The following is a 21,474-nucleotide window of genomic DNA, read 5'->3' on the forward strand; positions in this document are numbered from 1 at the left end:
TCCGACCGGCGGAGCGGGTGCTACGCCGGTCGGAAGGTGCCTATCTGGCGGCTTCGTACAGCGGTTGCACCTGAGGCGTGGCCGCCTGCAGGGCCTGGATGCGACCGGCGGAAGAGGGGTGAGTGCTCATGAACGCGGGCGGCTCGCCCTGGGACGCGGCCTGCATTTTCTGCCACAGGCTGACCGCAGCCTGCGGGTTGTAGCCGGCACGGGCTGCCAGTTCCAGACCGATCAGGTCGGCTTCGCTTTCGTTGGAGCGGCTGTTGGGCAGCGTCAGGCCGTACTGCACGGCCATCTGAGCTGCCTGGTTGCCGGCATCACCCAATCCGAGCAGGGCGCCTGCCAGCTGGGTGCCCATCTGTGTGACGTAGGCTCGAGAGATGGCTTCGCGGCCATGCTCGCGCAGGGCGTGGGCAATTTCGTGCCCCATGATCTGGGCGATCTCGTCATCGCTGAGTTGCAGCTGGTCGATGATGCCGGAGTAGAACAGAATTTTGCCGCCGGGCGCGCAGCTGGCGTTCAGTTGGTCGTCTTTGATCAGGTTGACTTCCCAGTCCCAGCTGCTGGCGTCGTCGCGGAAATGCGGGACTTCCTCGATCAGCTTGCCGGCGATCGTGTTGAGACGGCGCACGGTCGCGGCGTTGGTGTTGAGCAGGCCTTGCTTCTTGGCTTCTGCCAGGGTCTCCTGATAGGCCTCGTCTGCCATCTGGTTGACCTCTTCGGCTGACAGGCCTCCCATCATGTACTGGGTGCGGTTGACGCCGACATTGCCGCCCTGGGTGGTTTGAACGCTCTGGCAGCCGACCAGCAGAACGAGGGGCAGGCAGAGGAGAAAACGCAGTCGCATGGCAGATACTTCCTTGGTGTCTGATGAAGTTGGAGTCGGTTGAGTTCAGGCTGCGCCGACAGGGTCAGGGCAGCGTGACTGGTCGCCCACGGCCGTTGTTGCCGCCAGGCAAAGCAGGCGGCGATGGGTGACGTTGGCGTGGCGCAAGGGTAACAGAACCGGGCCGGGTGGCGAAAAGTAGTCGTGTTACCTGTGTCACGTTCAGGGCCTGCGCAGGTCTCTAAGCAACGGTTGGGCGCCGCCATTGTAGAGTCCTGAGCAGGCCCAAGCGGCCTTTCAGTCGATGCTGGCTCGAGGTCTTGCGCTAGTTGGCGGCGTCCTGAATACCGTCACCTACCGCCTGAACATCCTCACCGACGCCCGCGACCGTGTTGCAGCCAGTCAGCCCTGCGGTACCAAACAGCGTAAACAGCAAAATCACCAGTGCTTGCTTCATGATCTATGCTCCTGACAGAAGTTGGAGGTGCCGGAATACTCCAGCCGTAGCTGCCACCTGGCAGGGGCAGCTTAAAGGGTGGGACAGCGAAACGCTGACAAAGTATGCACATGACTGTAGTTTTTTTATCGCTGGCCGATATACCCGATGAAGCGGTATCGTTCGACGCCCTGCAGCCCCCCGAGTAGAGGTAATCCATGAAATTCAGGTCCATTCAGCTGTCCATCGCCGTTTTGGCCGGTGCCTGCCTGTTTATCGCCGTTGGTGTGATGACGCTCTATTCGGTCTATTCGGCAGAACGTAGTCAGAAACATGTGCAGGAACGTTCGCGTGTACTGATCGATGAACTGGTAAAGGATCGGGTACAGGCGATTGCCTCTGGCGAGCAGGCGCGTATCCGCCGTCATCTCGAGTACCCGCTGGCCGTTGCCTCCCAACTGGCGCAGCTCAACTCGATGCTGGGCCAGATTCAGGATGATGGCATGCCGGCACTGATGATGGGGCGTGAAGAAATGACCCGCGTCATCCGCATGACGCTGGAGCAGAATCCGAACCTGTGGGACGCCTACGTGGGCTGGGAGCCTAACTCCCTGGATAATCTCGACAGCTTTTTTGAAGGCATCGAAACCGATGGCTATAACGGTACCGGCCGCTATATGCCGCTGTGGTTCCGAAATGCCGATGGCGAACTGTCCCTCGAGGCCTTGGGCGATCTTGAGGATGAAACCATTCTCGATAACGGCGTCAGAACCGGCGAATACTATCTTTGCCCGCGCGAGACCATGCGTCCCTGTGTGATCGATCCTGCGCCCTACGAGGTGGGTGGCAAAACCGTTTTGCTGTCGTCTTTCACGGTGCCGATCATCAGCGATGGCGAGTTCATGGGCGTCGCCGGTGCCGACCTCTCCATGGATTTTTTGCAGGGTATGCTGCGCGCAAGTGACGAGGATCTGTACGACGGTGCAGGCGAGCAGGCGCTGGTCAGCTCCACCGGACGTCTGGTGGCTTATACCGGGGAGGGCGCCAAACCGGGCGACCAGGCAGCTACCGTGCTGGATAAGCAGGAGCTTGAAAGTATTTCCAGACTAGGCAGCGAGCCGCTGTTCGAGGTGGATCGCGAGGGGACTGATCATATGCAGTTGATCATGCCGATCACCCTGGATGGTACTGACGTGCGCTGGGCTCTGGTTATCAAGCTGCCGCTGGATGTGGTCATGGCGGAGTTCAACCAACTGGATAACGATCTTACCGACATGCGTGTTCAGGACTCGCTGCTGTTGGCGGGTATCGGCCTGCTGGTGGCGCTGGCCGGCCTGGTCGTGATGGTGTTGCTGGCCTACAGTCTGGCCAAACCGGCCCGCCAGCTGGTGGCGATGCTGGATGACATCGCTAAGGGCGAAGGGGATTTGACCAAGCGTCTGGCGGCTGATCGAGCGGACGAGCTGGGCGATATTGCCCGTGGCTTCAATGCCTTCCTGGACAAATTGCAGGGCATGATCCGCGAAGTGGTCGGCTCGGTGCAGCAGGTGACCGATGCCTCCGAGCATACGGCGGATATCGCGATGCGCACCAACGACGGCGTGCAGCGTCAGCTCAGCGAGATCGACCTGGTTGCCACCGCTGTCACCGAAATGACCGCCACCGCGCAGGACGTGGCGCGCAATGCCTCTCAGGCTGCCAGCGCCGCGCACAATGCTGACGGCTCCGCCAGCCATGGCCGTGAAGTCGTTAGGGCGACCTCTGAAACCATTCAGAGCCTGTCGCAGGATATTCAGCGCGCGGTGGACAGCGTTCAGGCGTTGGCCCGTAACAGCGAGAACATCACCGGTATCCTCGACACCATTCGTGGCATTGCCGAGCAGACCAACCTGCTGGCTTTGAACGCTGCCATTGAGGCCGCCCGTGCTGGCGAACAAGGTCGCGGTTTTGCCGTGGTGGCTGATGAAGTGCGTAACCTGGCGCAAAAAACCCAGAGTTCGACGGAAGAAATTCAGCACATGATCGAGCAACTGCAAAACGGCACCCGCGATACCGTGAAGGTGATGGAGCAGAGCCGTACACGCACCGAGCAGAGTGTATTGCAGGCAGAAGAGGCCGATGCGGCGTTGACGTCGATTACCCAGGCAGTATCGGTGATCAATGATATGAACAACCAGATCGCCAGCGCCGCCGAGGAACAAAGCGCGGTAGCCGAAGACATCAACCGCAATGTGACCACCATCGACACGGTGGCCAAGGCGGTCGCCAAGGGTGCCGATGAGGCCTCACAGGCCAGCGGCTCGCTGACCAAGCTGGCTGAGCATCAGCGTCGACTGATCAATCAGTTCAAGGTCTGAGCCGGGCCGCTCGGGTTGCAGCAATGCGGCCCGGCCGTGGCCGGGTTGCTGACTGCCGGGTTGACCGGGTAGATCATCTCGATACGCCCCTCGGCGTTCAGTAGCAGCGGCTGCAGGGCGCTGACAGCGGTGCGGTCGGCCAGCCAGATGGCCTGCTCTCCGCTGTTCAGGGCCGCTGGCATGCGATCGCCAAGGCGGCCGGCCAGTCCCTTGGCAGGCACGGTGATCAAGGCGCAGCTATCCCAGAATTGGCCGTCATCAAGCTGGTAGCGCTCCCATAGCCCCGCCAGTGCCAGCCCTCCTTCCTTTCGTCGCACGTACCAGGGTTGCTTGCGCGCCCCCTGCTGCAGCCAGAGAAAGTAACCATCAACCGGGATCAGGCAGCGTCGCTGGGCAAAGGCCTGGCGGAACATGGGCTTTTCATGCAGGTACTCGGCGCGGGCCGAGAAACTGGCGCGACTGAGGTCAGTCAGCCAGGTCGGGGTAAGATTCCATAGCACCTGTACACACTCGATCTGGCCGGCTTGTTTGCGCAGGATCAATAGCGGTTTGCCCGGAGCCAGGTTCCAGCTGGGTTTCCAGTCGGCGGGCAGGTGGCTGTGCGGAGGGCTGAACTGGGCAAGTCGACCGCTCACGGCTGCTGCTCCGGGCTGATCTGCCAGCTGTCATCGTCGTCAACCGGCGTAGCGCTGAGATATTGCTGAATCAGCTGGTCGCTGCGTGCCTGGTCTTCATCCTGCACCCACAGGCCAAGCAGGTCATGTACCGGCAAGTCACCGATTGCGCCTTGCAGATAGCGTCCACTGACCTGGCTGTGGATGTGGTGATCGGCCAGCATGGCGCACAGCAGGTCGGCTTCGGCCAGATCGGCCGGTCGGTAGACGCATTGCATGCTCAGTCCTGTTCCCGGCGCAGGTCGATATGGACTTCTTCGCTGTGCTCATCCATCCACAGGCTGACCAGAATCGGCTGGCAGCAGATCTCGCAATCCTCGGTATAGGACTGGCTGCCACCGCTCAAATCGAGCAGCAGGGTGATCGGTTCGCCACAGTGTGGGCAAGTGAGGTTGGCTTCTTCCAGTGCCTGCACTGGGAGTACTCCGTCGGACGTGTGTGACACAAAGTGTAGCGGTATCGTCAATCTGGCGAAACCACGGTCAGCGACGCATAATGCGCGGCTGATGATAAGACTCAGAGGGTGACATGAGCGAGTTCGAGGGCATCCGCCCGTACAACGATGCCGAAGTACCGGCGGTGCTGCAGCGACTGCTGGCCGATCAGGAGTTGATGCGCATGCTGGCGGCCTATCGGCTGCCGAAGCTGAATCGGCTGCTGCCGGGGCTCAGTCGTCGCGTGGTACAGGCAGCATTGCGCCGGGAAGCACGTGGCGTGGCGACGGTAGAGGACCTGCAACACCGCCTGGAGCCCTACCTCGATCGGCTGATCGAGCGCAGCACGCTGGAGGTTACCTACAGCGGTCTGGACCAGCTCAGCGCCACCCAGCCACACCTGTTTATCGCCAACCATCGCGATATCGTGATGGACCCCGCCTTTGTCAACTATGCGCTCTATCACGCCGGCCATCCGACGCCGCGTATCGCCATTGGCGATAACCTGCTGCAGCGCCCCTTTGTCAGCGATCTGATGCGGCTGAACAAGAGCTTTATCGTGCATCGCTCCCTGACGGGACGGCGCGAGAAGCTGCAGGCCTATCAGAATCTGTCCGCCTATATCAGCCACTCGATTGCCGAGGGTGAGTCGATCTGGATTGCTCAGGCCGAAGGGCGCGCCAAGGACGGCCTGGATGAAACCGATTCGGCGATCATCAAGATGTTTTGCATGAGCCGCAAGAGCGAGCCTTTTGACGAGGTGATCGCGTCACTGAACATGGTGCCGGTGTCGATCTCTTACGAGTGGGACCCCTGTGACGGCATGAAGGCGCGCGAGCTGGAGCAGCGTGCCCGGACCGGAGCCTACGTGAAGGAGGCAGGCGAGGACGATCGTTCCATCGCCATGGGGCTGACCGGTTACAAGGGGCGGGTGCACGTGGCCTTTGGGACGCCGTTGCCGGCCGGGATGGCGGATGCCCGTGCGGTGGTGGCCGAGGTGGACCGCCAGGTGCTGGGCAACTATCGCCTGTATCCGTCCAACTACCTTGCCTTTGAGCAGCAGGACGCGTTGCCGCCGGCGTTGTCCGATTGGCGAGAGGGCTTTTCGGCGCTTGAGTTGGCGCAGGAGCAGCAGCGCTTCAGCGCGCGCCTTGACGCTTTACCCGAGGCGCTGCGTCCGTACTGGCTGTTGCAGTATGCCAATCCGGTGCGCAGCCGCCTGCGGGTGCTTCCCTAGGGGCTGTTGACGTTTCGTTCATCCACCTGTTGCTGCCTGTAAGGCCGCCAATCAAGAAGCAAGGAGGACAGTCGCCTTGCCAGGCCGAAACAAAACTACGGCAGGCGGGCGAGCGAAACGTCAACAGACCCTAGAGCTGGGTGCTGGTCAGCGATAGCAGCGTGGCCAGGCCCAGGCACACGGCGCCGACACTGTAGAACAGGCGGTTGATGCGCTGATCGCGGGTGAGAGTCGGCTCGCTCTCACTGGGCGGCAGGGTTGCCAGTCGCTGACGGCCCAGGCTGCTGCGCAGTTGGGTGGCGATCCACAACCAGCTGCCGTTGACGGCAAAGAACAGGGCAAGGCCGTTGAGGACCAGTGCCGGGTTTTCCAGGTAATAAAGCCAGGCTGCCTGCAATGGGAACACGGCAGTACCTCCGGTGTCTCGGACTCGGGCAACCAGCTGTCTATTATTGTGGTTTTACAGGTTACGACGGAGTACAAAAAAGGGATGACATGGCGCGGCATTTTCAGTGCGCCGGTTCATAAGCGCGGCCGATGTTATGCCAGGCCGCGATTGATTTCGACTCGGATTGATCACTTTCCGATCAATGGTTGTCCAAGTACAGCGTGTTACTCTTTTTCGACGACAGCGCCGGTAGCAGGTTCGGCGGGGTCGCTTTCAGCGAGGTGGTTAATCATGAAAAAGCAGGCGTTTGCAGCAGTTGTACTAGGTGCGCTTCTGGCGCTGGGTGGTTGTGCGTCGTCCCTGACCGGTGATGTGTACAGCCGGGAAGATGCCAGAGCACCGCAGACGGTGCGTCAGGGCACTGTCGAATCGGTTCGTTTGGTTCAGATTGAAGGCACCAAGACGGTGATCGGGCCGGCTGCGGGTGCGGCAATCGGTGGTGTTGCCGGTAGCACGGTCGGCGGCGGGCGCGGCAGTACGATTGCTGCCATTGTGGGTGCGCTTGCCGGTGGCGTTGCCGGGGCGGCGGCCGAGGAGGGTATTACCCGGACCCAGGGTGTGGAAATTACCGTCAATGAAGATGGTGGCTATACTCGAGCCTACGTGCAGGAAGCCGTGGATGGAGTGAACTTTGCGCCCGGTGACCGTGTTCGCATCATGACGGTCAATGGCCAGTCTCGGGTGGTCAAGTAGCCGATCATGCGGCCGTGCTGGCACCGGCGCCGCTGCCTGTGACACCAGGTTACGCATTTTGTAACGGATTCAGCGGCTTGCGTTGATCGGCTAGAGGGGCTTGCCTCTATAATGACCTGCGCTTCCTGAGCACTATGGCTCGGCAACACTGTGGTTACCCGGTGTTGCCGTGCTGGCACGGAGGCCGCAATGGCCATATAAGGAGCTAGTCCTGCATGACCCTGGCGCTGATCGTCATTCTTCCTCTGCTTGGCAGCCTGCTGCCGCTATTGTTCAACAATCAGGGACGTTCCCTGTGCGCCGCGATGACCATGGTCGCGCCGGTGATCGGATTGGTTCTGCTGTGGCAGCATGCCGATGCGGTGTTTGCCGGCCAGGCGGTGATCCATTCCTGGCCCTGGCTGACTGACCTGGGGCTGAACATCAGCTTTCGCCTTGATGGGCTGAGCTTCCTCTTTGCATTGATGATCCAGGGCATTGGCCTGCTGGTGATTCTCTACGCGCGCTATTACCTCTCAAAACGCGACCCGATGGGTCGTTTTTTCTGTTATCTGCTGCTGTTCATGTCGGCCATGCTGGGCGTGGTGCTGTCCGAGAACCTGCTGTTGATGATGGTGTTCTGGGAGATGACCAGCCTGTCGTCCTTCCTGCTGATCAGTTACTGGTCTCACTCCACTGATGCGCGTAAGGGCGCGCGCATGGCGCTGGCGGTAACCGGTGCCGGTGGTCTGGCGCTGCTGGCCGGTGTACTGCTGTTGGGGCAGGTAGTGGGCAGTTACGAACTCACCGATGTCTTTGCCGCCGGTGAGCAGATTCGCGCGCACGCCCTCTATCCAGTGATTCTGGTGCTGGTGCTGCTGGGGGTGTTTACCAAGTCGGCGCAGTTCCCGTTTCATTTCTGGCTGCCGCACGCGATGGCAGCGCCGACGCCGGTATCGGCTTATCTGCATTCTGCAACCATGGTCAAGGCCGGGGTGTTTTTGCTGGCGCGCCTGTATCCGGCCCTGGCCGAAACCGATCTCTGGTTCTACCTGGTCAGCAGTGCCGGCATGGCGACTCTGCTGGTGGGGGCCTGCACGGCGCTGTTCCAGCATGATCTCAAGGGCCTGCTGGCCTATTCCACCATCAGCCACCTGGGCCTGATCACGCTGCTGTTTGGTCTGGATACCCGGCTGGCTGCGGTCGCTGCGGTATTCCATATTATCAACCATGCGACCTTCAAGGCCTCGCTGTTCATGGCGGCGGGCATTATCGACCACGAAACGGGCACCCGTGATATGCGCCGCATCAACGGGTTGCTGCGTTACATGCCGCATACCGCGACGTTGGCGATGGTCGCGGCCTCGGCGATGGCCGGAGTGCCGCTGCTCAACGGTTTCCTCAGCAAGGAAATGTTCTTCACCGAGACCCTGGAGCAGCACATGCTGGGCAGCTTCAGCTGGTTGATTCCGCTGGGCGCGACCCTGGGCGGGGTCTTCTCGGTGGCTTACTCGCTGCGCTTTATTCACGACGTGTTTTTCAACGGCAAGCCGGTCAACCTGCCCAAATACCCACCGCACGAGCCGCCCCGTTACATGAAGGTGCCGGTCGAGGTGCTGGTGGCCATGTGTCTGGCGGTGGGTCTGGCGCCGGGCTTTACCGTTGCCGGTTTGCTGGCGACAGCCGCGGCAGCGACGGTTGGTGGTCCGCTGCCCGAGTACAGCCTGGCTATCTGGCACGGCTTTAACTTGCCGCTGCTGATGAGTTTTGTCGCCATGCTTTTGGGCATTGCGGTGTATTCGGCACGTCGCCCCCTGTTTGCCTGGTATGCGCGTCAGCGCGATGTGGACGCCAAGCTGGTGTTTGAGCGCGTGGTGCAGACGACGGTGCGTGGGGCCGCGCACATTACCCTGCTGTTGGAGAACGCATCTTTGCAGCGCTACCTGACGTGCCTGCTGCTCAGTGCGCTGGTGGTGAGCGGTTGGTGGCTATGGCGCTTGCCGGCGCTGCAGGGGCCGGTGGCATTGACGCCGGTCGATGGCGTGACCCTGGCGGCGGCGGTAGTGATGATGCTGGGCGCTCTGGCGACCGTTTACTGGCACCGCATGCGCCTGGTGTCGTTAACCATGTTGAGCGTGGTTGGTCTGGTTGTTTCGCTGGCGTTTGCCCGTTTCGCGGCACCGGATCTGGCGCTGACGCAAATCTCTGTCGAAGTGGTAACTATCGTCCTGCTGATGCTGGCGCTGTTCTTCCTGCCGGCGCGCACACCGCGTGAGTCCTCGGCGCTGCGTCGGGGCCGGGACATGCTGGTCGCCGGCGGCTGTGGCTTGCTGGTCGGGGCGCTGGCGTTTGGCATGCTGACCCGGCCCTACGACAGCATTTCCGGCTTCTTCCTCGCCAACTCGGTCACCGGTGGCGGCGGGCATAACGTCGTCAACGTGATTCTGGTCGACTTCCGTGGCTTCGATACCATGGGCGAGGTGACGGTGCTGGCGATTGCTGCCATCGCCATCTACGCCCTGATCGACGGTCTGCGCCTGCGGGTGCCGGGCGGCGATAGCCTCGGCAAGCCCTGGGCGCAGCGCGGCGATCTGCTGATGCTGGTCAACCTGTCCCATGTGCTGCTGCCGCTGGCGCTGATGATCTCCGTGTATATCTTCCTGCGTGGCCACAACCTGCCCGGTGGCGGCTTTATCGCCGGCCTGATTACCTCGGTGGCCTTGATCCTGCAATACGTGGCCAGTGGCGAGGCCTGGACCTCCGAGCGCTGGCCGGTCAACTACCACTGGCTCGCCGGGGCAGGGGTGCTGATTGCCGGTGCCACCGGGCTGGGTAGCTGGGCCTTTGGCTATCCCTTCCTGACCAGTGCGTTCGACCATTTCCACATTCCGCTGGTAGGGGATATAGAGCTGGCCACGGCGATGCTGTTTGACCTGGGCGTCTATCTCACGGTGGTGGGGGCGACGCTGCTGATTCTGGCCAACCTGGGCAAACTGCCCCAGGGGCGCCCAAGCGAAGGAGAGATCTGATGGAGCTGCTTTACGCGCTGGCGTTGGCGGTGCTGACCAGCTGCGGTATCTACCTGATGCTGCGTGCGCGCACCTTTCCCGTGGTGGTCGGGCTGGCGCTGCTGAGTTACGCGGTGAACCTGTTCCTGTTTGCCACGGGCCGCCTGGCTGAAGCTGCGCCGGCGGTGCTGGGCAAGGCTGAGGTCTATGCCGACCCGCTGCCGCAGGCACTGGTGCTGACGGCCATTGTTATCGGCTTCGCCATGACCGCCTACGCGCTGGTACTGGCGCTGCGTGCGCAGGGCGAGCTGGACAGTGACCACGTTGACGGCAAGGGAGACCATTGATGAGTCACCTGCCGATTATGCCGGTGCTGGTGCCCATGTTTGTCGGGGCACTGTTGCTGGTGCTGCGTGGCAGCCTGGATATGAAGCGCGCGATGGCCCTGTTGGCGACCCTGGTGCAGGTGCTGCTCGCGAGTCTGCTGATGGTCGAGGCCAGTCAGGGTACGCAGGTCTATGCTCTGGGCAACTGGATGCCGCCCTTTGGCATCGTGCTGGTCGTGGATCGCCTCAGCGCCTTGCTGTTGCTGGTGACCTCGATACTGGCCAGTGGCGCGCTGTTGTACGCGATCCGTGGTGACGACGCAGCAGGGCGCAACTTCCACCCGCTGTTCCAGTTCCAGCTGATGGGAATCAACGGTGCCTTCCTGACCGGCGACCTGTTCAACCTGTTTGTCTTCTTCGAGATTCTGTTGATCGCCTCCTACGCCTTGCTGCTGCATGGCGCGGGCTCCGCGCGGGTCCGTTCTGGCCTGCATTACCTGCTGCTGAATCTCACCGGCTCTGCGCTGTTTCTGATTGCGGTCGGCACCCTCTACGGTGTGACCGGCACGCTGAATATGGCGGACATGGCGTTGCGCGTGCGTGAGCTGGGCGCAGACGATGCGCCGCTGGTGGGCGCGGCTGGCATGCTTTTGCTGGTGGTGTTTGGCCTGAAAACGGCGTTTTTCCCGCTGTATTTCTGGCTGCCGCGTGCCTATGCCGCGGCCAGCGCGCCGGTCGGCGCCTTGTTTGCGATCATGACCAAGGTTGGGCTGTACTCGATCCTGCGGGTCTACACGCTGATCTTCGGCGCCGAGGCCGGCCCGCTGGCAGACATGGCGGTTGGCTGGCTTTGGCCACTGGCCCTAGTCACGCTGGGCCTGGGCGCCATCGGCGCACTGGCCGCCAGTACGCTGAATGCCTTGAGTGCCTACCTGGTGGTGGTGTCGGTGGGTACCCTGCTGGCCGGCGTGTCCCTGGGCACCGAGCAGGCGTTGAGTGCCAGCCTCTACTACCTGATGCACTCGACCTGGATTTCCGGTGCACTGTTTCTGCTGACCGGCATGTTGCAGCGGGTGCGTGGGCCGCGCTTCGCTGCGCGTCTGGTCGCAGGGCCGGCATTGCCGCATCCGATGCTGCTGGGCGGCTTGTTCTTTCTCTCGGCGATGGCGATTGCCGGTATGCCCCCGTTGTCCGGCTTCCTGGGCAAACTGATGCTGCTGGGCGCCGTTGGCAGCGGGCGCGAGGCGGCTTGGCTGTATCCGGTGGTGCTCGGTGGTGGGCTGTTGGCGCTGATCGCGCTCAGCCGTGCCGGCAGCACGCTGTTCTGGCGCCACACCGACGTGGCGCCCTCAGGCGAGCCGCTGGACGGCATGCGCCTGGCGGCTACCCTGTTGCTGCTGATGTCCAGCCCGGCGCTGGTGGTGTTTGCTGGCCCCACACTGGAGTATTTGAATCAGACGGCAGCACAGCTGCTGGAGCCGCAGAGCTATATTGATGCCGTCATGTCTGTCGCACCGGCCACGGGGGGCACGCCATGAGACGACCTGATCGCTGGTTTCCGCATCCCTGGCTAACTGTCACTCTGGTGATCGGCTGGTTGCTGCTGATGAATTCGCTGTCCTTCGGCAACCTGCTGATGGGCCTGGTGCTGGGCTCTGTCATTCCCTGGCTGACCCACGTCTTCTGGCCCGCTTCGCGCTATCGCCTGCGGGTCGGCAAGCTGGTGCTGTTTGTTGCCCGGGTGGTCACCGATATCGTGCTGGCCAACCTGCAGGTGGCGCGTCTTATTCTGGGGCCGCGCCGGGACCTGCGTCCTGCCTTTGTGAACTACCCGCTGACGCTGGAGACCGACTTTTCCATCAGTGTGCTGGCCAGCACCATTTCCCTAACGCCCGGCACCGTCTCGGCGGACATCAGCGCTGATCGCAAGTGGCTGCTGATTCACGGTCTGGATGTGGGGGATGAGGTGGCGTTGATCGAGCAGATACGCCTGCGCTACGAAGAACCAATTCGGGAGATATTCGAATGCTCGACACCGTAGTGCTGATCTGTCTGGGGATCATCAGTCTGGCGATGGTGTTGACCTTTGTCCGACTGGTACGCGGCCCGGATCTGCCGGACCGCATCCTGGCGCTGGATACCCTTTACATCAATGCCATCGCGCTGATCATGTTGCTGGGGCTGTATCTGGATTCCAATCTGTTTTTCGAGGCAGCACTGCTGATTGCGGTGATGGGCTTCGTCAGTACGGTTGCCATCGCCAAGCATTTACTGCGTGGCAACATCATCGAATAGGAGGCTGCAGCATGGGCGAAGCAAGCTGGATGGAATGGCTGGTTGCAGCGCTGCTGCTGACCGGTAGCCTGTTTGCGCTGGTGGGGGCGATTGGCTTGTGCAAGCTGCCGGACTTTTTTATGCGCCTGCACGGGCCAACCAAGGCGACCACACTGGGAGTTGGCTCGCTGGTCGTCGGCTCAATGGTCTACTTCAGCGTGCAGAGCGGCGCGCCGAGTCTGCATGAGCTGCTGATTACCTTTTTCCTGTTTATCACCGCGCCGGTCAGCGCCAACATGCTCGCCAAGGCGGCGATGCACGAAAAGCTGCGCCGCGAAGCGCGCACCCGCGGCGAGCCCTGGGATCAGTAGTGCCCAGCCTGCAGTACTCGTATGGCCCTGCTGACAGCGCAAGGCCGTGCTCGCTCAGGGGCAGGCCACGGCAAGCCGTGGCCAGGTAGCGTCAGTCTGAGTTTGCCGGCGTTTTGATGCGCGGAAATCCGAACACGATGGCCAGTGCCGCCATCAGCCCGAGCAGCCAGCAGTAGTGCACCTGGGTGATCAGCGCCAGGGGCGACAGCGCGGCCAGCGAGCCCGCCAGCAGAATCTGCGCACCGTAAGGTATCAGCCCCTGTACCACACAGGAAAAGATATCCAGCAAGCTGGCGCTGCGCCGTGGGTCAACGTTGTAATGCTCTGCCAGGTCCTTGGCGACGCTGCCACTGATGATGATGGCCACGGTGTTGTTGGCGACAAACAGGTTGGTTGCGGCAACCAGGCCTGCAATACCGGTTTCACCGCTGCGCCGCCCGGCGTTGTGCGCCGCCAGTGCCTGGATGCGCTCGCGCAGCCAGTCCAGCCCGCCCTCCTGCTTCATGATGGCCGACAGGCCGCCGATCAGCATCGACAGCACCATGATCTCCAGCATGCTGGCAAAGCCCTGGTAGATGTCATTGCCGTAGGTGGCCAACTGGTATTGCGGGGTGACCAGCATGCCGGTGATACCCGACAGAATGATGCCGGTCATCAGCACAATCATCACATCCAGGCCGCACAGGGCGAGGATCAGTACGACCAGGTAGGGCATGACCAGGCGATAATTGAACTCGACCGGGTCCGGCTGAATGCTGGTGTCGCCCAGCACGAACAGCACCGCCAGCGTCAGCAGCATGGCCGGCAGGGCGATGGTGAGGTTGAGGCGAAACTTGTCGCGCATGCCCACGCCCTGGGTGCGAGTGGCGGCGATGGTGGTATCGGAGATGATCGACAGGTTGTCGCCCGCCATGGCGCCGCCGACCACGGCGCCGATGGCCAGCGGCAGAGACAGGCCGGTCACCTCGGCAAAGCCCAGCGCGATTGGTACCAGCGCGCCGATGGTGCCCATGGACGTACCCATGGAGGTGGAGATGAACACCGCGATCACAAAGAGGCCAGGCAGGATCAGGCTGGGCGGCAGGATGCTCAGGCCCATGTTGACGGTGGCATCGACGCCGCCGATGGCCTTGGTGACGCTGGAAAAGGCGCCGGCGAGCAGAAACACCAACGCCATGGTGATGATGTTGCGGTCACCGATGCCATCAATGAAGGTTTGCAGGTTTTCGCGGTAGCTGGGTTTGGCCAGCAGCAGACCAAGAATGATGGCGGGCAGAATCGCCACCGGTGCCTTGATTTGGTAGAAGGCGAAGTCGGTGCCGGCCAAGCTGTAGTAGATGCCGCTGCCAAGGAAAATCAGCAGGAACACCAGCAGGGGAAGTAGGGCGGCTGCCCGGGGTTGAACGGGTGCTTGCATGAAAAGGGTCTCTGTAGAACGAACAATGCCGTCGTGACGACGGCAGCGTTCGCTATTCTAGCAGAGACCTGCCGGCTGCCGGATGCAGCCGGTCGGTGTCAGGGCGCCAGGGCGATACTGGAGGCAGGGTTGCGCGGGGTGATGTTGATTACCACGCGGCGGTTCAGCTCGCGACCTTCCACGGTGCTGTTGTCGGCCCGCGGCGCGGCTTCACCTTCGCTGCGCAGCTGCATGTTGTGACGGCTGACGCCGCCCAGTTGCAGTACGCTGGCCACCGCTTGAGCGCGTTCCATGCTGAGCTGCTGATTGAGGTTGTCATCGCCCAGACTGTCGCTGTGGCCGGTGACCTGGATATTGCTGTCGGTGGCGCCGCGCAGCACCTTGGCCACGCGGGACAGCGGGACCAGACCGGAAGGCAGCAGCAGGGTGCGTTTGGGGTGGAAATTGCCGTTAACCGGGATGATCAGGCGAATCTCTTCACCGTTGTTTTCGATTTCATACTTCTCCTCCAGGGCGATGGCTGTCAGTTCGGCCATATGCAGCTGGGCCCAAGGGGTGGCTTCGGGAGTTGGCGGTGGAACCGGGGCTGGTTCTTTGCTGGCGCAGCCGGCCAGGAACAGACAGCCCAACAGGGAAAAGGCAGAAATCAGCTTCATTATTGTTAATCCATAGATGCAACGGGAACAAAATGCCGCTTGGTTGAATCGCAAGCGAATAACTGCGGCACAGATTAGCATCGGCTTGTGCGTTTGTGACCTGCCGTATGTCATGATTTACGCGGTATTTAAAGGAGTTCACAGATTGATGCGTATTCGTTGGAGCGCCATGGCATTGGCTCTGCCCCTGTTGCTGAGTGGCTGCAGTGCGTTCGAGGGGTATTTTTCCGGTCCGGAGCAGCGCTTCAGCGGCTTGCTCGAGCGCTCTGGGGCAGACTATGTGCTGCGTGAGTGCGGCAGTCGCGAAATGCGTCCGGTTCAGGCGACAGCGGCGCTGGATGGCTTGTGGGCACAGACTGCGCAGCCAGGCCAGACCGCTATCTTCGCCGAGTTCATGGCGCGGCAGGGTGATGCCCTGGTGCCTGCCGAGGTGCTGCGCATGCAGTCGCACGGCCGTGGCTGCGCTGACCTGACTGGCGCCGACGCTCAGTGGGTAGCGCTGAGCTACAAGCCGGGCTGGCAGGCAACCCTGGACGGTCGCGGGCTCAATCGCAGTGAGCAGGGGGAGAGGGTGGCGACGGACTCGGTGATGATTGAGTACCTGCCCGACGGCTCCTTGAATGCGGCCTCGCTGCCGGCCCACCGGGTGCAACTGTGGTTGTACCCGCAGGCCTGTCAGGAGCCGGTCAGTGGCGACTACTTTCACATGCGCGCCACCCTGGTCGTGGACGGCGAGCAGCGCAGCGGCTGCGCCTATCGGGGCCGGCAGGCGAGCAATCAGCCGCCGAGATAGGCCTTGCGCACCTCGGGGTTGGCCAGCAGCGCTTCACCGCTGTCTTCCAGCACGATATGGCCGTGCTCCATCACGTAGCCGCGATCAGCCAGCTTGAGTGCCTGGTTGGCATTTTGCTCAACCAGAAACACGGTCACGCCCTGCTGGCGCAGTTGCTCGATGATGTCGAAGATCTGCTGAATGATGATGGGCGCCAGGCCGAGTGAGGGCTCGTCCAGCAGCAGCAGTCTTGGTTTGCTCATCAATGCTCGACCGATCGCCAGCATTTGCTGCTCGCCGCCGGACATGGTGCCGGCGCGCTGGGCAAAGCGCTCCTTCAATCGCGGGAACAGGGTGAGCACCCGGTCCAGCTGTACCTGGCGGGTTTCCTTGTCGCTGAAAAAGCCACCCATGACCAGGTTCTCTTCCACGGTCAGGCGCGAGAATACGCGGCGGCCCTCTGGGACGATGGCAATGTCCTTGCGCATGATCTGGGCGGTGGTCAGTCCGGTCAGCTCTTCGCCTTCATAGCGAATGCTGCCGGTGGTTGCCCGCGGGTCACCACACAGCGTCATCAGCAGGGTCGTCTTGCCGGCGCCGTTGGCCCCGATCAGGGTAACAATCTCGCCGCGCTGGACCTCCAGGTTGACCTCATGCAGCGCCTGAATCTTGCCGTAGTGGGTTGATACGTTCTTCATGTACAGCATGTCAGGCGATCCTCAGGTTTCACCCAGATAGGCTTTGATGACGTCCGGATTCTGTTTGATCTCGTCCGGGGTGCCGGCGGCCAGGGGGCGCCCCTGGTTGATCACCACAATGCGGTCAGAAATGCTCATGACCAGCTTCATGTCGTGCTCGATCAGCAGCACGGTGATCTGGTGCTGGTCGCGCAGCTCGCTGATCAGCTCCTTGAGGTCATCGGTTTCTCGCGGGTTGAGGCCCGCGGCCGGCTCGTCCAGCATCAGCAGTTTGGGCTGGGTCACCATGCAGCGGGCAATCTCCAGGCGTCGCTGTTGCCCGTAAGCCAGGGTGTTGGCGGGGCGGTTGGCAAAGGCGTGCAGGTCAACCCGGTCCAGCCAGTAGGCGGCGCGCTCCAGCGCTTCCTGCTCACTGCGCCGGTAGCCCGGGGTCTTGAACAGGCCGGCCAGCAGATTGGTATTCATGTGCTGGTGCTGGGCAACCAGCAGGTTCTCCACCACCGTCATTTCCTTGAACAGACGCACGTGCTGAAAGGTGCGGATCATGCCGCGGCGGGCCACCTTGAAGCCCGGCATGCCTTGAATCTCGCGGCCGTCAAAGAGGATCTTGCCGCCACTCGGCTTGTAGAAGCCGGTCAGGCAGTTGAATACCGTGGTCTTGCCGGCGCCGTTCGGGCCGATCATCGAAACGATTTGTCCGGGCTCGACACTCAGGTGCACGCCGTCCACGGCCAGCAGGCCGCCAAAGCGCATGGTCAGGCCCGATACATCCAGAAGGGGGCGGCTCATGTACGTAACTCCAGGTGCGGACGGCTCATCGGCAGCAGACCCTGGGGTCGCCAGATCATCATCAGCACCATCATCAGACCGAACAGCAGCATGCGGTACTCATCAAACTCGCGGGCCATTTCCGGCAGGATGGTCATGATGATCGCCGCGAGGATCACCCCGACCTGCGAACCCATGCCACCCAGCACCACGATGGCGAGAATGATGGCCGACTCGATAAAGGTAAAGGATTCCGGGCTGATAAAGCCCTGGCGCGCAGCGAAGAAGCAGCCGGCAAATCCGGCGAAGGTCGCGCCAATGGTAAAGGCGCTGAGCTTGACTGCAGTGGGGTTGATACCCAGCGCACGGCAGGCAATTTCATCCTCGCGCAGCGCTTCCCAGGCGCGACCAATGGGCATGCGCAGCAGGCGGTTGATGACGAACAGGGTAATCAGCACCAGCAACAGGGCCAGCAGGTAGAGGAAGATAATGCGGTGTTCCGAGCTGTAGCTGATGCCCACAAATTCGTGGAAGCTCTGCATGCCCTCGCTGGCACGGCGGCTGAATTCCAGGCCGAACAGGGTTGGCTTGGGGATGCCGCCGATGCCGTTGGGGCCGTTGGTCAGCCAGGTCATGTTATTGAGCAGGATGCGAATGATCTCGCCAAAGCCCAGGGTCACGATGGCCAGGTAGTCGCCACGCAGGCGTAGCACCGGAAAGCCCAGCAGAAAGCCGAACAGCGCCGCCAGCAGGCCGGCGATCAGCAGCCCGGTCCAGAAGCCGACGTCGAAATACATCGCCATCAACGCATAGCCGTAGGCGCCGACGGCGTAAAAACCGACGTAGCCCAGATCCAGCAGGCCGGCCAGGCCAACCACAATGTTCAGACCCAGGCCCAGCATCACATAGATCAGCACCAGGGTGCCGAGGTCCGTGCCGCCACGATTGGACAGGAAGGGCCAGATGATCGCTGCGGCGATCATGAAGCACCAGAACAGCCGGCGCAGCGCCGGCTTGTGGCTCACTTCAACCAACTTTTGCGGCGCTTTGGGCAGGCCCGGGAGACCTTTCCAGAGTGCGCTGAGCTGGTCGCGGAACAGGTTGAAGAAAAACAGGAAGGCGGCGGCGGCGCCGATTTTCCAGTACACATCCGGCCCGGCACCGACCAGCGACAGTGTGGTGCCTTGCTGGTCCAGGCGAATGCCCAGCAGCAGGCCGGCGAGGACGGCGACCACCACTGCGGAGATGATCGCCGGCTTGAGATTGGCGCGCATCATACTTTCTCCACCTCCGGACGGCCGAGGATACCGCTGGGGCGGAATAACAGAATCAGAATCAATAGGGCAAAGGCCACAACGTCCTTGTATTCGGAGCTGAAGTAGCCCGCAGTGATGGCTTCGGTCACGCCCAGCAGCAGGCCGCCGAGTACCGCGCCGGGGATGCTGCCGATACCACCCAGTACGGCAGCGGTGAAGGCCTTGAGGCCGGCCATAAAGCCGATGTAGGGGTTGATCACGCCGTAGTACATGCCCAGCAGTACGCCGGCAATGGCCGCCAGTGCGGCGCCAATGACAAAGGTCAGGGCGATAATGCCGTTGGTATTGATGCCCAGCAGGTTGGTCATCTTCAGGTCTTCGGCGCAGGCGCGACAGGCACGGCCCATGCGCGAACGGGAAATGAACAGCGTCAGGCCGAACATGGTGATCAGCGTGACGACAAAGATGATCATCTGCATGTACGACAGCGTGGCGTGGAAGCCCTCGTGCGGGCCGATATCAACGCCGCCGGAGATCATGGTGGGCATGGCAATGTCGCGCGAGCCCTGCGCAATGCGCACCAGGTTCTGCAGGAAGATCGACATGCCGATAGCGGAAATCAGCGGAATCAGGCGGTTGCCGCCACGCAACGGGCGGTAGGCAACACGCTCGATGCTGTAGCCGTAGGCACTGGTCACCATCATGCTGATGGCAAAGGCCGCGACAATTATCAGCGGCACCGATTCGATGCCGAACATCGCCAGCGCGGCGATGACAATAAAGGCGATATAGCTGCCGATCATGTAAATCTCGCCGTGGGCGAAATTGATCATGCCGATAATGCCGTACACCATGGTGTAACCAATGGCGATCAGGGCATAGGTACTGCCCACGGTCAGGCCGTTGATCAGCTGCTGAATAAAGTAATAGAGGGACTCTGGCATGGCCATGACACCAATAATGCTGGGGGACTATTGCCGCCGCGCGGGCAGCAAATAAAAGGGCCTGCCAACGGAGGTTGGACAGGCCCTGGGTGGTCTTGCTTACTCGGTCATTGCGGTCTTGGTGGCGTCGGCGTGCCATTCATAGACGACAAAGTTGAAGTCTTTCAGGTCGCCCTTCTCGTCGAAGGCCAGGGTGCCTGTCGGGGTCTCGAAGCTGTTGCTGCGCAGGGCCTCGGCGACGGCTTCGGTGTCGGTGCTGTCGGCCAGCTTGATACCGTCGGCGATGACCTGGACGGCAGCGTAGGCCGGGAAGACGAAGGCGCCGGACGGGTCTTCGTTCTTGGCCTGGAACGCCTCAACCAGGTGCGCGTTGGCCGGATCCTGATCGAATGCCTTGGGCAGGGTAACCAGCAGACCTTCGGAGGCTTCGCCGGCGATGGCGGAGATGTCGGTGTTGCCGACGCCTTCCGGGCCCATGAAGCCAACGTCCAGACCCTGCTCGGCAGCCTGACGCAGAATCAGGCCCAGCTCCGGGTGGTAGCCGCCGTAATAGACGAAATCAACGCCTTCCTGACGCAGCTTGGCGATCAGCGCCGAGAAGTCCTTGTCGCCAGCAGTGATGCCTTCAAATACCGGTACTTCGATGCCGGCTTCAGTCAGGACGTCGCGCACCGCGGTGGCGATGCCTTCACCGTACTGCTGCTTGTCGTGGATGACGGCGACCTTGCTGGGTTTGACCTGCTGGGCGATGTAGTTACCGGCGGTCGGGCCTTGCAGGCTGTCCAGACCAATGGTGCGGAAGATCATCTGATAGCCGCGCTCGGTGATTTCCGGGCTGGTGGAGGCGGCGGTGATCATCAGAATGCCTTCTTCCTCATAAATGTCGGAAGCGGGCTGGGTGGAGCTGGAGCAGAGGTGACCAACGACAAAGCTGATGCCTTCGTTGACGATGCGGTTGGCAACCGCGACGGCCTGTTTCGGGTCGCAGGCGTCGTCAAACACAACCCCTTCGAGCTGGCTGCCGTTCACGCCGCCAGCCTTGTTGATCTGCTCAATGGCCATCTTGGCGCCGATAAACTGCATGTCGCCGTACTGGGCGACCGGGCCGGTGACCGGGCCGGCCAGGGCAATCTTGATGGTGTCGGCTGCCAGTGCGCAGGTGCTGGCGCCGGCCAGGGCTGCTGCGGCGATCATCTGGGAAAGTGCTTTTTTGTGTGCCATTTTCATGTCATCTGCTCGCTTGTGTTGTTATTCCGAAGTCGTGTTGGCTCGTACTTCTTTGCTAGAGAATGCAAACGCTGCGTGGAACTGTACCGGCGCAGTTTAGCAACCGCCGAGGCGGCAGGGAAAGCGGGTGTTGCACAAACCGGTTTTGTGTCCGCAAACTGCAACATTCTGTCTGTATAGCGACATGTTCGCGCTCACAACCGTGTTTTCCGGCGAATTTGCGCCTGTGGCCAGGGGCGCATGGTTTGGGCACTGTGGCGTCGGTCCGGGCTTCCCTTGTATGCTTCGGCCCGAATTAATGGGGAGGTTTACGGCAATGACAGTCTCGGATGAGGCCTACGCGGCCATTCTTGGCGCCACCGCTCAGATTGAATGGAGCGTGCTGGAGCCGCACTTTGCGCGTGGCGATCTGCTTGCTGTTGCAGCGCAGCTGGATCTGGTGGCGGTAGCGGCAGCCATGATGGAAGACAACAGTGAACGTATCAAAGGCTGGATGGACGCCGGGCAGTTGCAGGTGGCCAGCGACGCGCAGGCGGCGGACTGGGCCGAGCGTCAGCCCGACACCTTGTGGGCGGTGGTGATCCGGCCCTGGGTGCTGGTGCAGGAACGAGCGGCTTGATTGCCCGCGGCCAGCCTGAGTTACATCCTGCGCTTGCGGGGGGGGTACCCCTGA

At 61.8% G+C, this 21,474-nt stretch carries 24 protein-coding genes; 11 read left to right on the top strand and 13 right to left on the bottom strand.

All coding sequences use genetic code 11. The features are described from left to right. Positions 1-40: 40 nt before the first annotated feature. Positions 41-847 carry a M48 family metallopeptidase gene (locus CNQ84_RS03440; protein WP_096003518.1) on the bottom strand — a complete coding sequence of 269 codons (807 nt, stop codon included), beginning with the start codon at positions 845-847 and terminating at the stop codon, positions 41-43. A gap of 304 nt (positions 848-1,151) precedes the next feature. After that, positions 1,152-1,283, bottom strand: coding sequence for an entericidin A/B family lipoprotein (locus CNQ84_RS03445; RefSeq protein ID WP_096003519.1), 132 nt, complete (start codon positions 1,281-1,283; stop codon positions 1,152-1,154). A gap of 197 nt (positions 1,284-1,480) precedes the next feature. Between CNQ84_RS03445 and CNQ84_RS03450 the strand changes: the two genes are divergently transcribed. Then, the gene (locus CNQ84_RS03450) at positions 1,481-3,619 is read left to right on the top strand and encodes a methyl-accepting chemotaxis protein (protein ID WP_096003520.1); all 2,139 of its coding nucleotides are present in this window, start codon (positions 1,481-1,483) and stop codon (positions 3,617-3,619) included. Here CNQ84_RS03450 and CNQ84_RS03455 read toward each other — a convergent pair. Genes CNQ84_RS03455 through CNQ84_RS03465 form a run of 3 tightly spaced genes read right to left on the bottom strand, consistent with a single transcriptional unit; the run spans position 3,604 to position 4,708 of the window. Further along, positions 3,604-4,254 (bottom strand): SOS response-associated peptidase, encoded by a 651-nt coding sequence (locus CNQ84_RS03455; RefSeq protein ID WP_165771210.1) that lies wholly within the window; start codon positions 4,252-4,254, stop codon positions 3,604-3,606. The two genes, CNQ84_RS03450 and CNQ84_RS03455, sit on opposite strands and share 16 nt — an antisense overlap. Then, the gene (locus tag CNQ84_RS03460; protein WP_096003522.1) at positions 4,251-4,511 is read right to left on the bottom strand and encodes a putative signal transducing protein; all 261 of its coding nucleotides are present in this window, start codon (positions 4,509-4,511) and stop codon (positions 4,251-4,253) included. The genes CNQ84_RS03455 and CNQ84_RS03460 overlap by 4 nt, the downstream gene beginning before the upstream one ends. 2 nt (positions 4,512-4,513) lie before the next feature. Continuing rightward, positions 4,514-4,708, bottom strand: a complete 195-nt coding sequence (locus tag CNQ84_RS03465) for a CPXCG motif-containing cysteine-rich protein (protein ID WP_202974581.1) — start codon at positions 4,706-4,708, stop codon at positions 4,514-4,516. A gap of 113 nt (positions 4,709-4,821) precedes the next feature. Between CNQ84_RS03465 and CNQ84_RS03470 the strand changes: the two genes are divergently transcribed. Next, the gene (locus tag CNQ84_RS03470; protein WP_096003523.1) at positions 4,822-5,964 is read left to right on the top strand and encodes a 1-acyl-sn-glycerol-3-phosphate acyltransferase; all 1,143 of its coding nucleotides are present in this window, start codon (positions 4,822-4,824) and stop codon (positions 5,962-5,964) included. 130 nt (positions 5,965-6,094) lie between these two features. Here the strand turns inward: CNQ84_RS03470 and CNQ84_RS03475 are convergent, their stop codons facing one another. Next, the gene (locus CNQ84_RS03475) at positions 6,095-6,370 is read right to left on the bottom strand and encodes a hypothetical protein (protein WP_235827177.1); all 276 of its coding nucleotides are present in this window, start codon (positions 6,368-6,370) and stop codon (positions 6,095-6,097) included. Positions 6,371-6,643: 273 nt separating this feature from the next. Between CNQ84_RS03475 and CNQ84_RS03480 the strand changes: the two genes are divergently transcribed. From CNQ84_RS03480 to CNQ84_RS03510, 7 genes are all read left to right on the top strand, one after another. After that, positions 6,644-7,105: an outer membrane lipoprotein gene (locus CNQ84_RS03480; protein WP_096003524.1), complete on the top strand. Its 462-nt coding sequence runs from the start codon at positions 6,644-6,646 to the stop codon at positions 7,103-7,105. 215 nt (positions 7,106-7,320) lie between these two features. After that, positions 7,321-10,113 (top strand): monovalent cation/H+ antiporter subunit A, encoded by a 2,793-nt coding sequence (locus CNQ84_RS03485; protein ID WP_096003525.1) that lies wholly within the window; start codon positions 7,321-7,323, stop codon positions 10,111-10,113. After that, on the top strand, positions 10,113-10,439 hold the full coding sequence (locus tag CNQ84_RS03490) for a Na+/H+ antiporter subunit C (RefSeq protein ID WP_096003526.1): 327 nt from the start codon (positions 10,113-10,115) through the stop codon (positions 10,437-10,439). Before CNQ84_RS03485 ends, CNQ84_RS03490 begins: the two co-directional genes overlap by 1 nt. Continuing rightward, positions 10,439-11,956 (top strand): monovalent cation/H+ antiporter subunit D, encoded by a 1,518-nt coding sequence (locus CNQ84_RS03495; RefSeq protein ID WP_096003527.1) that lies wholly within the window; start codon positions 10,439-10,441, stop codon positions 11,954-11,956. The genes CNQ84_RS03490 and CNQ84_RS03495 overlap by 1 nt, the downstream gene beginning before the upstream one ends. Next, on the top strand, positions 11,953-12,459 hold the full coding sequence (locus tag CNQ84_RS03500) for a Na+/H+ antiporter subunit E (RefSeq protein ID WP_096003528.1): 507 nt from the start codon (positions 11,953-11,955) through the stop codon (positions 12,457-12,459). Before CNQ84_RS03495 ends, CNQ84_RS03500 begins: the two co-directional genes overlap by 4 nt. Further along, the gene (locus CNQ84_RS03505; RefSeq protein WP_083723584.1) at positions 12,444-12,713 is read left to right on the top strand and encodes a K+/H+ antiporter subunit F; all 270 of its coding nucleotides are present in this window, start codon (positions 12,444-12,446) and stop codon (positions 12,711-12,713) included. The genes CNQ84_RS03500 and CNQ84_RS03505 overlap by 16 nt, the downstream gene beginning before the upstream one ends. Before the next feature lie 11 nt (positions 12,714-12,724). Then, entirely contained in the window at positions 12,725-13,063 is a 339-nt protein-coding gene (locus CNQ84_RS03510; protein WP_096003529.1) for a Na+/H+ antiporter subunit G, read from the top strand. Positions 13,064-13,154: 91 nt separating this feature from the next. On the opposite strand, the gene CNQ84_RS03515 is transcribed toward CNQ84_RS03510, so the two are convergent. Further along, positions 13,155-14,480: a Na+/H+ antiporter NhaC family protein gene (locus CNQ84_RS03515; RefSeq protein ID WP_096003530.1), complete on the bottom strand. Its 1,326-nt coding sequence runs from the start codon at positions 14,478-14,480 to the stop codon at positions 13,155-13,157. Positions 14,481-14,578: 98 nt separating this feature from the next. Further along, positions 14,579-15,136, bottom strand: coding sequence for an OmpA family protein (locus CNQ84_RS03520; protein WP_165771211.1), 558 nt, complete (start codon positions 15,134-15,136; stop codon positions 14,579-14,581). A 148-nt stretch (positions 15,137-15,284) separates the two neighbouring features. Between CNQ84_RS03520 and CNQ84_RS03525 the strand changes: the two genes are divergently transcribed. Continuing rightward, positions 15,285-15,929, top strand: a complete 645-nt coding sequence (locus tag CNQ84_RS03525) for a hypothetical protein (protein WP_096003532.1) — start codon at positions 15,285-15,287, stop codon at positions 15,927-15,929. Here CNQ84_RS03525 and CNQ84_RS03530 read toward each other — a convergent pair. From CNQ84_RS03530 to CNQ84_RS03550, 5 genes are all read right to left on the bottom strand, one after another. Beyond that, positions 15,914-16,615, bottom strand: coding sequence for an ATP-binding cassette domain-containing protein (locus tag CNQ84_RS03530; RefSeq protein ID WP_096003533.1), 702 nt, complete (start codon positions 16,613-16,615; stop codon positions 15,914-15,916). The two genes, CNQ84_RS03525 and CNQ84_RS03530, sit on opposite strands and share 16 nt — an antisense overlap. 12 nt (positions 16,616-16,627) lie before the next feature. Further along, entirely contained in the window at positions 16,628-17,395 is a 768-nt protein-coding gene (gene livG, locus CNQ84_RS03535; protein ID WP_096003534.1) for a high-affinity branched-chain amino acid ABC transporter ATP-binding protein LivG, read from the bottom strand. After that, the gene (gene livM, locus CNQ84_RS03540) at positions 17,392-18,648 is read right to left on the bottom strand and encodes a high-affinity branched-chain amino acid ABC transporter permease LivM (RefSeq protein ID WP_096003746.1); all 1,257 of its coding nucleotides are present in this window, start codon (positions 18,646-18,648) and stop codon (positions 17,392-17,394) included. The genes livG and livM overlap by 4 nt, the downstream gene beginning before the upstream one ends. After that, a complete protein-coding gene (gene livH / locus CNQ84_RS03545; protein WP_096003747.1) occupies positions 18,648-19,574 on the bottom strand; it encodes a high-affinity branched-chain amino acid ABC transporter permease LivH in 927 nt (308 codons plus the stop codon). Before livH ends, livM begins: the two co-directional genes overlap by 1 nt. A 99-nt stretch (positions 19,575-19,673) precedes the next feature. Further along, a complete protein-coding gene (locus CNQ84_RS03550; protein WP_096003535.1) occupies positions 19,674-20,801 on the bottom strand; it encodes a branched-chain amino acid ABC transporter substrate-binding protein in 1,128 nt (375 codons plus the stop codon). Positions 20,802-21,117: 316 nt separating this feature from the next. Here CNQ84_RS03550 and CNQ84_RS03555 point away from each other — a divergent pair, with 316 nt between their 5' ends. Then, positions 21,118-21,420, top strand: coding sequence for a DUF2288 domain-containing protein (locus CNQ84_RS03555; RefSeq protein ID WP_202974582.1), 303 nt, complete (start codon positions 21,118-21,120; stop codon positions 21,418-21,420). The last annotated feature ends 54 nt before the right edge of the window (positions 21,421-21,474 follow it).

It is taken from the genome of Pseudomonas abyssi, assembly GCF_002307495.1.
In the GTDB taxonomy this organism is placed as follows: Bacteria; Pseudomonadota; Gammaproteobacteria; order Pseudomonadales; family Pseudomonadaceae; genus Halopseudomonas; species Halopseudomonas abyssi.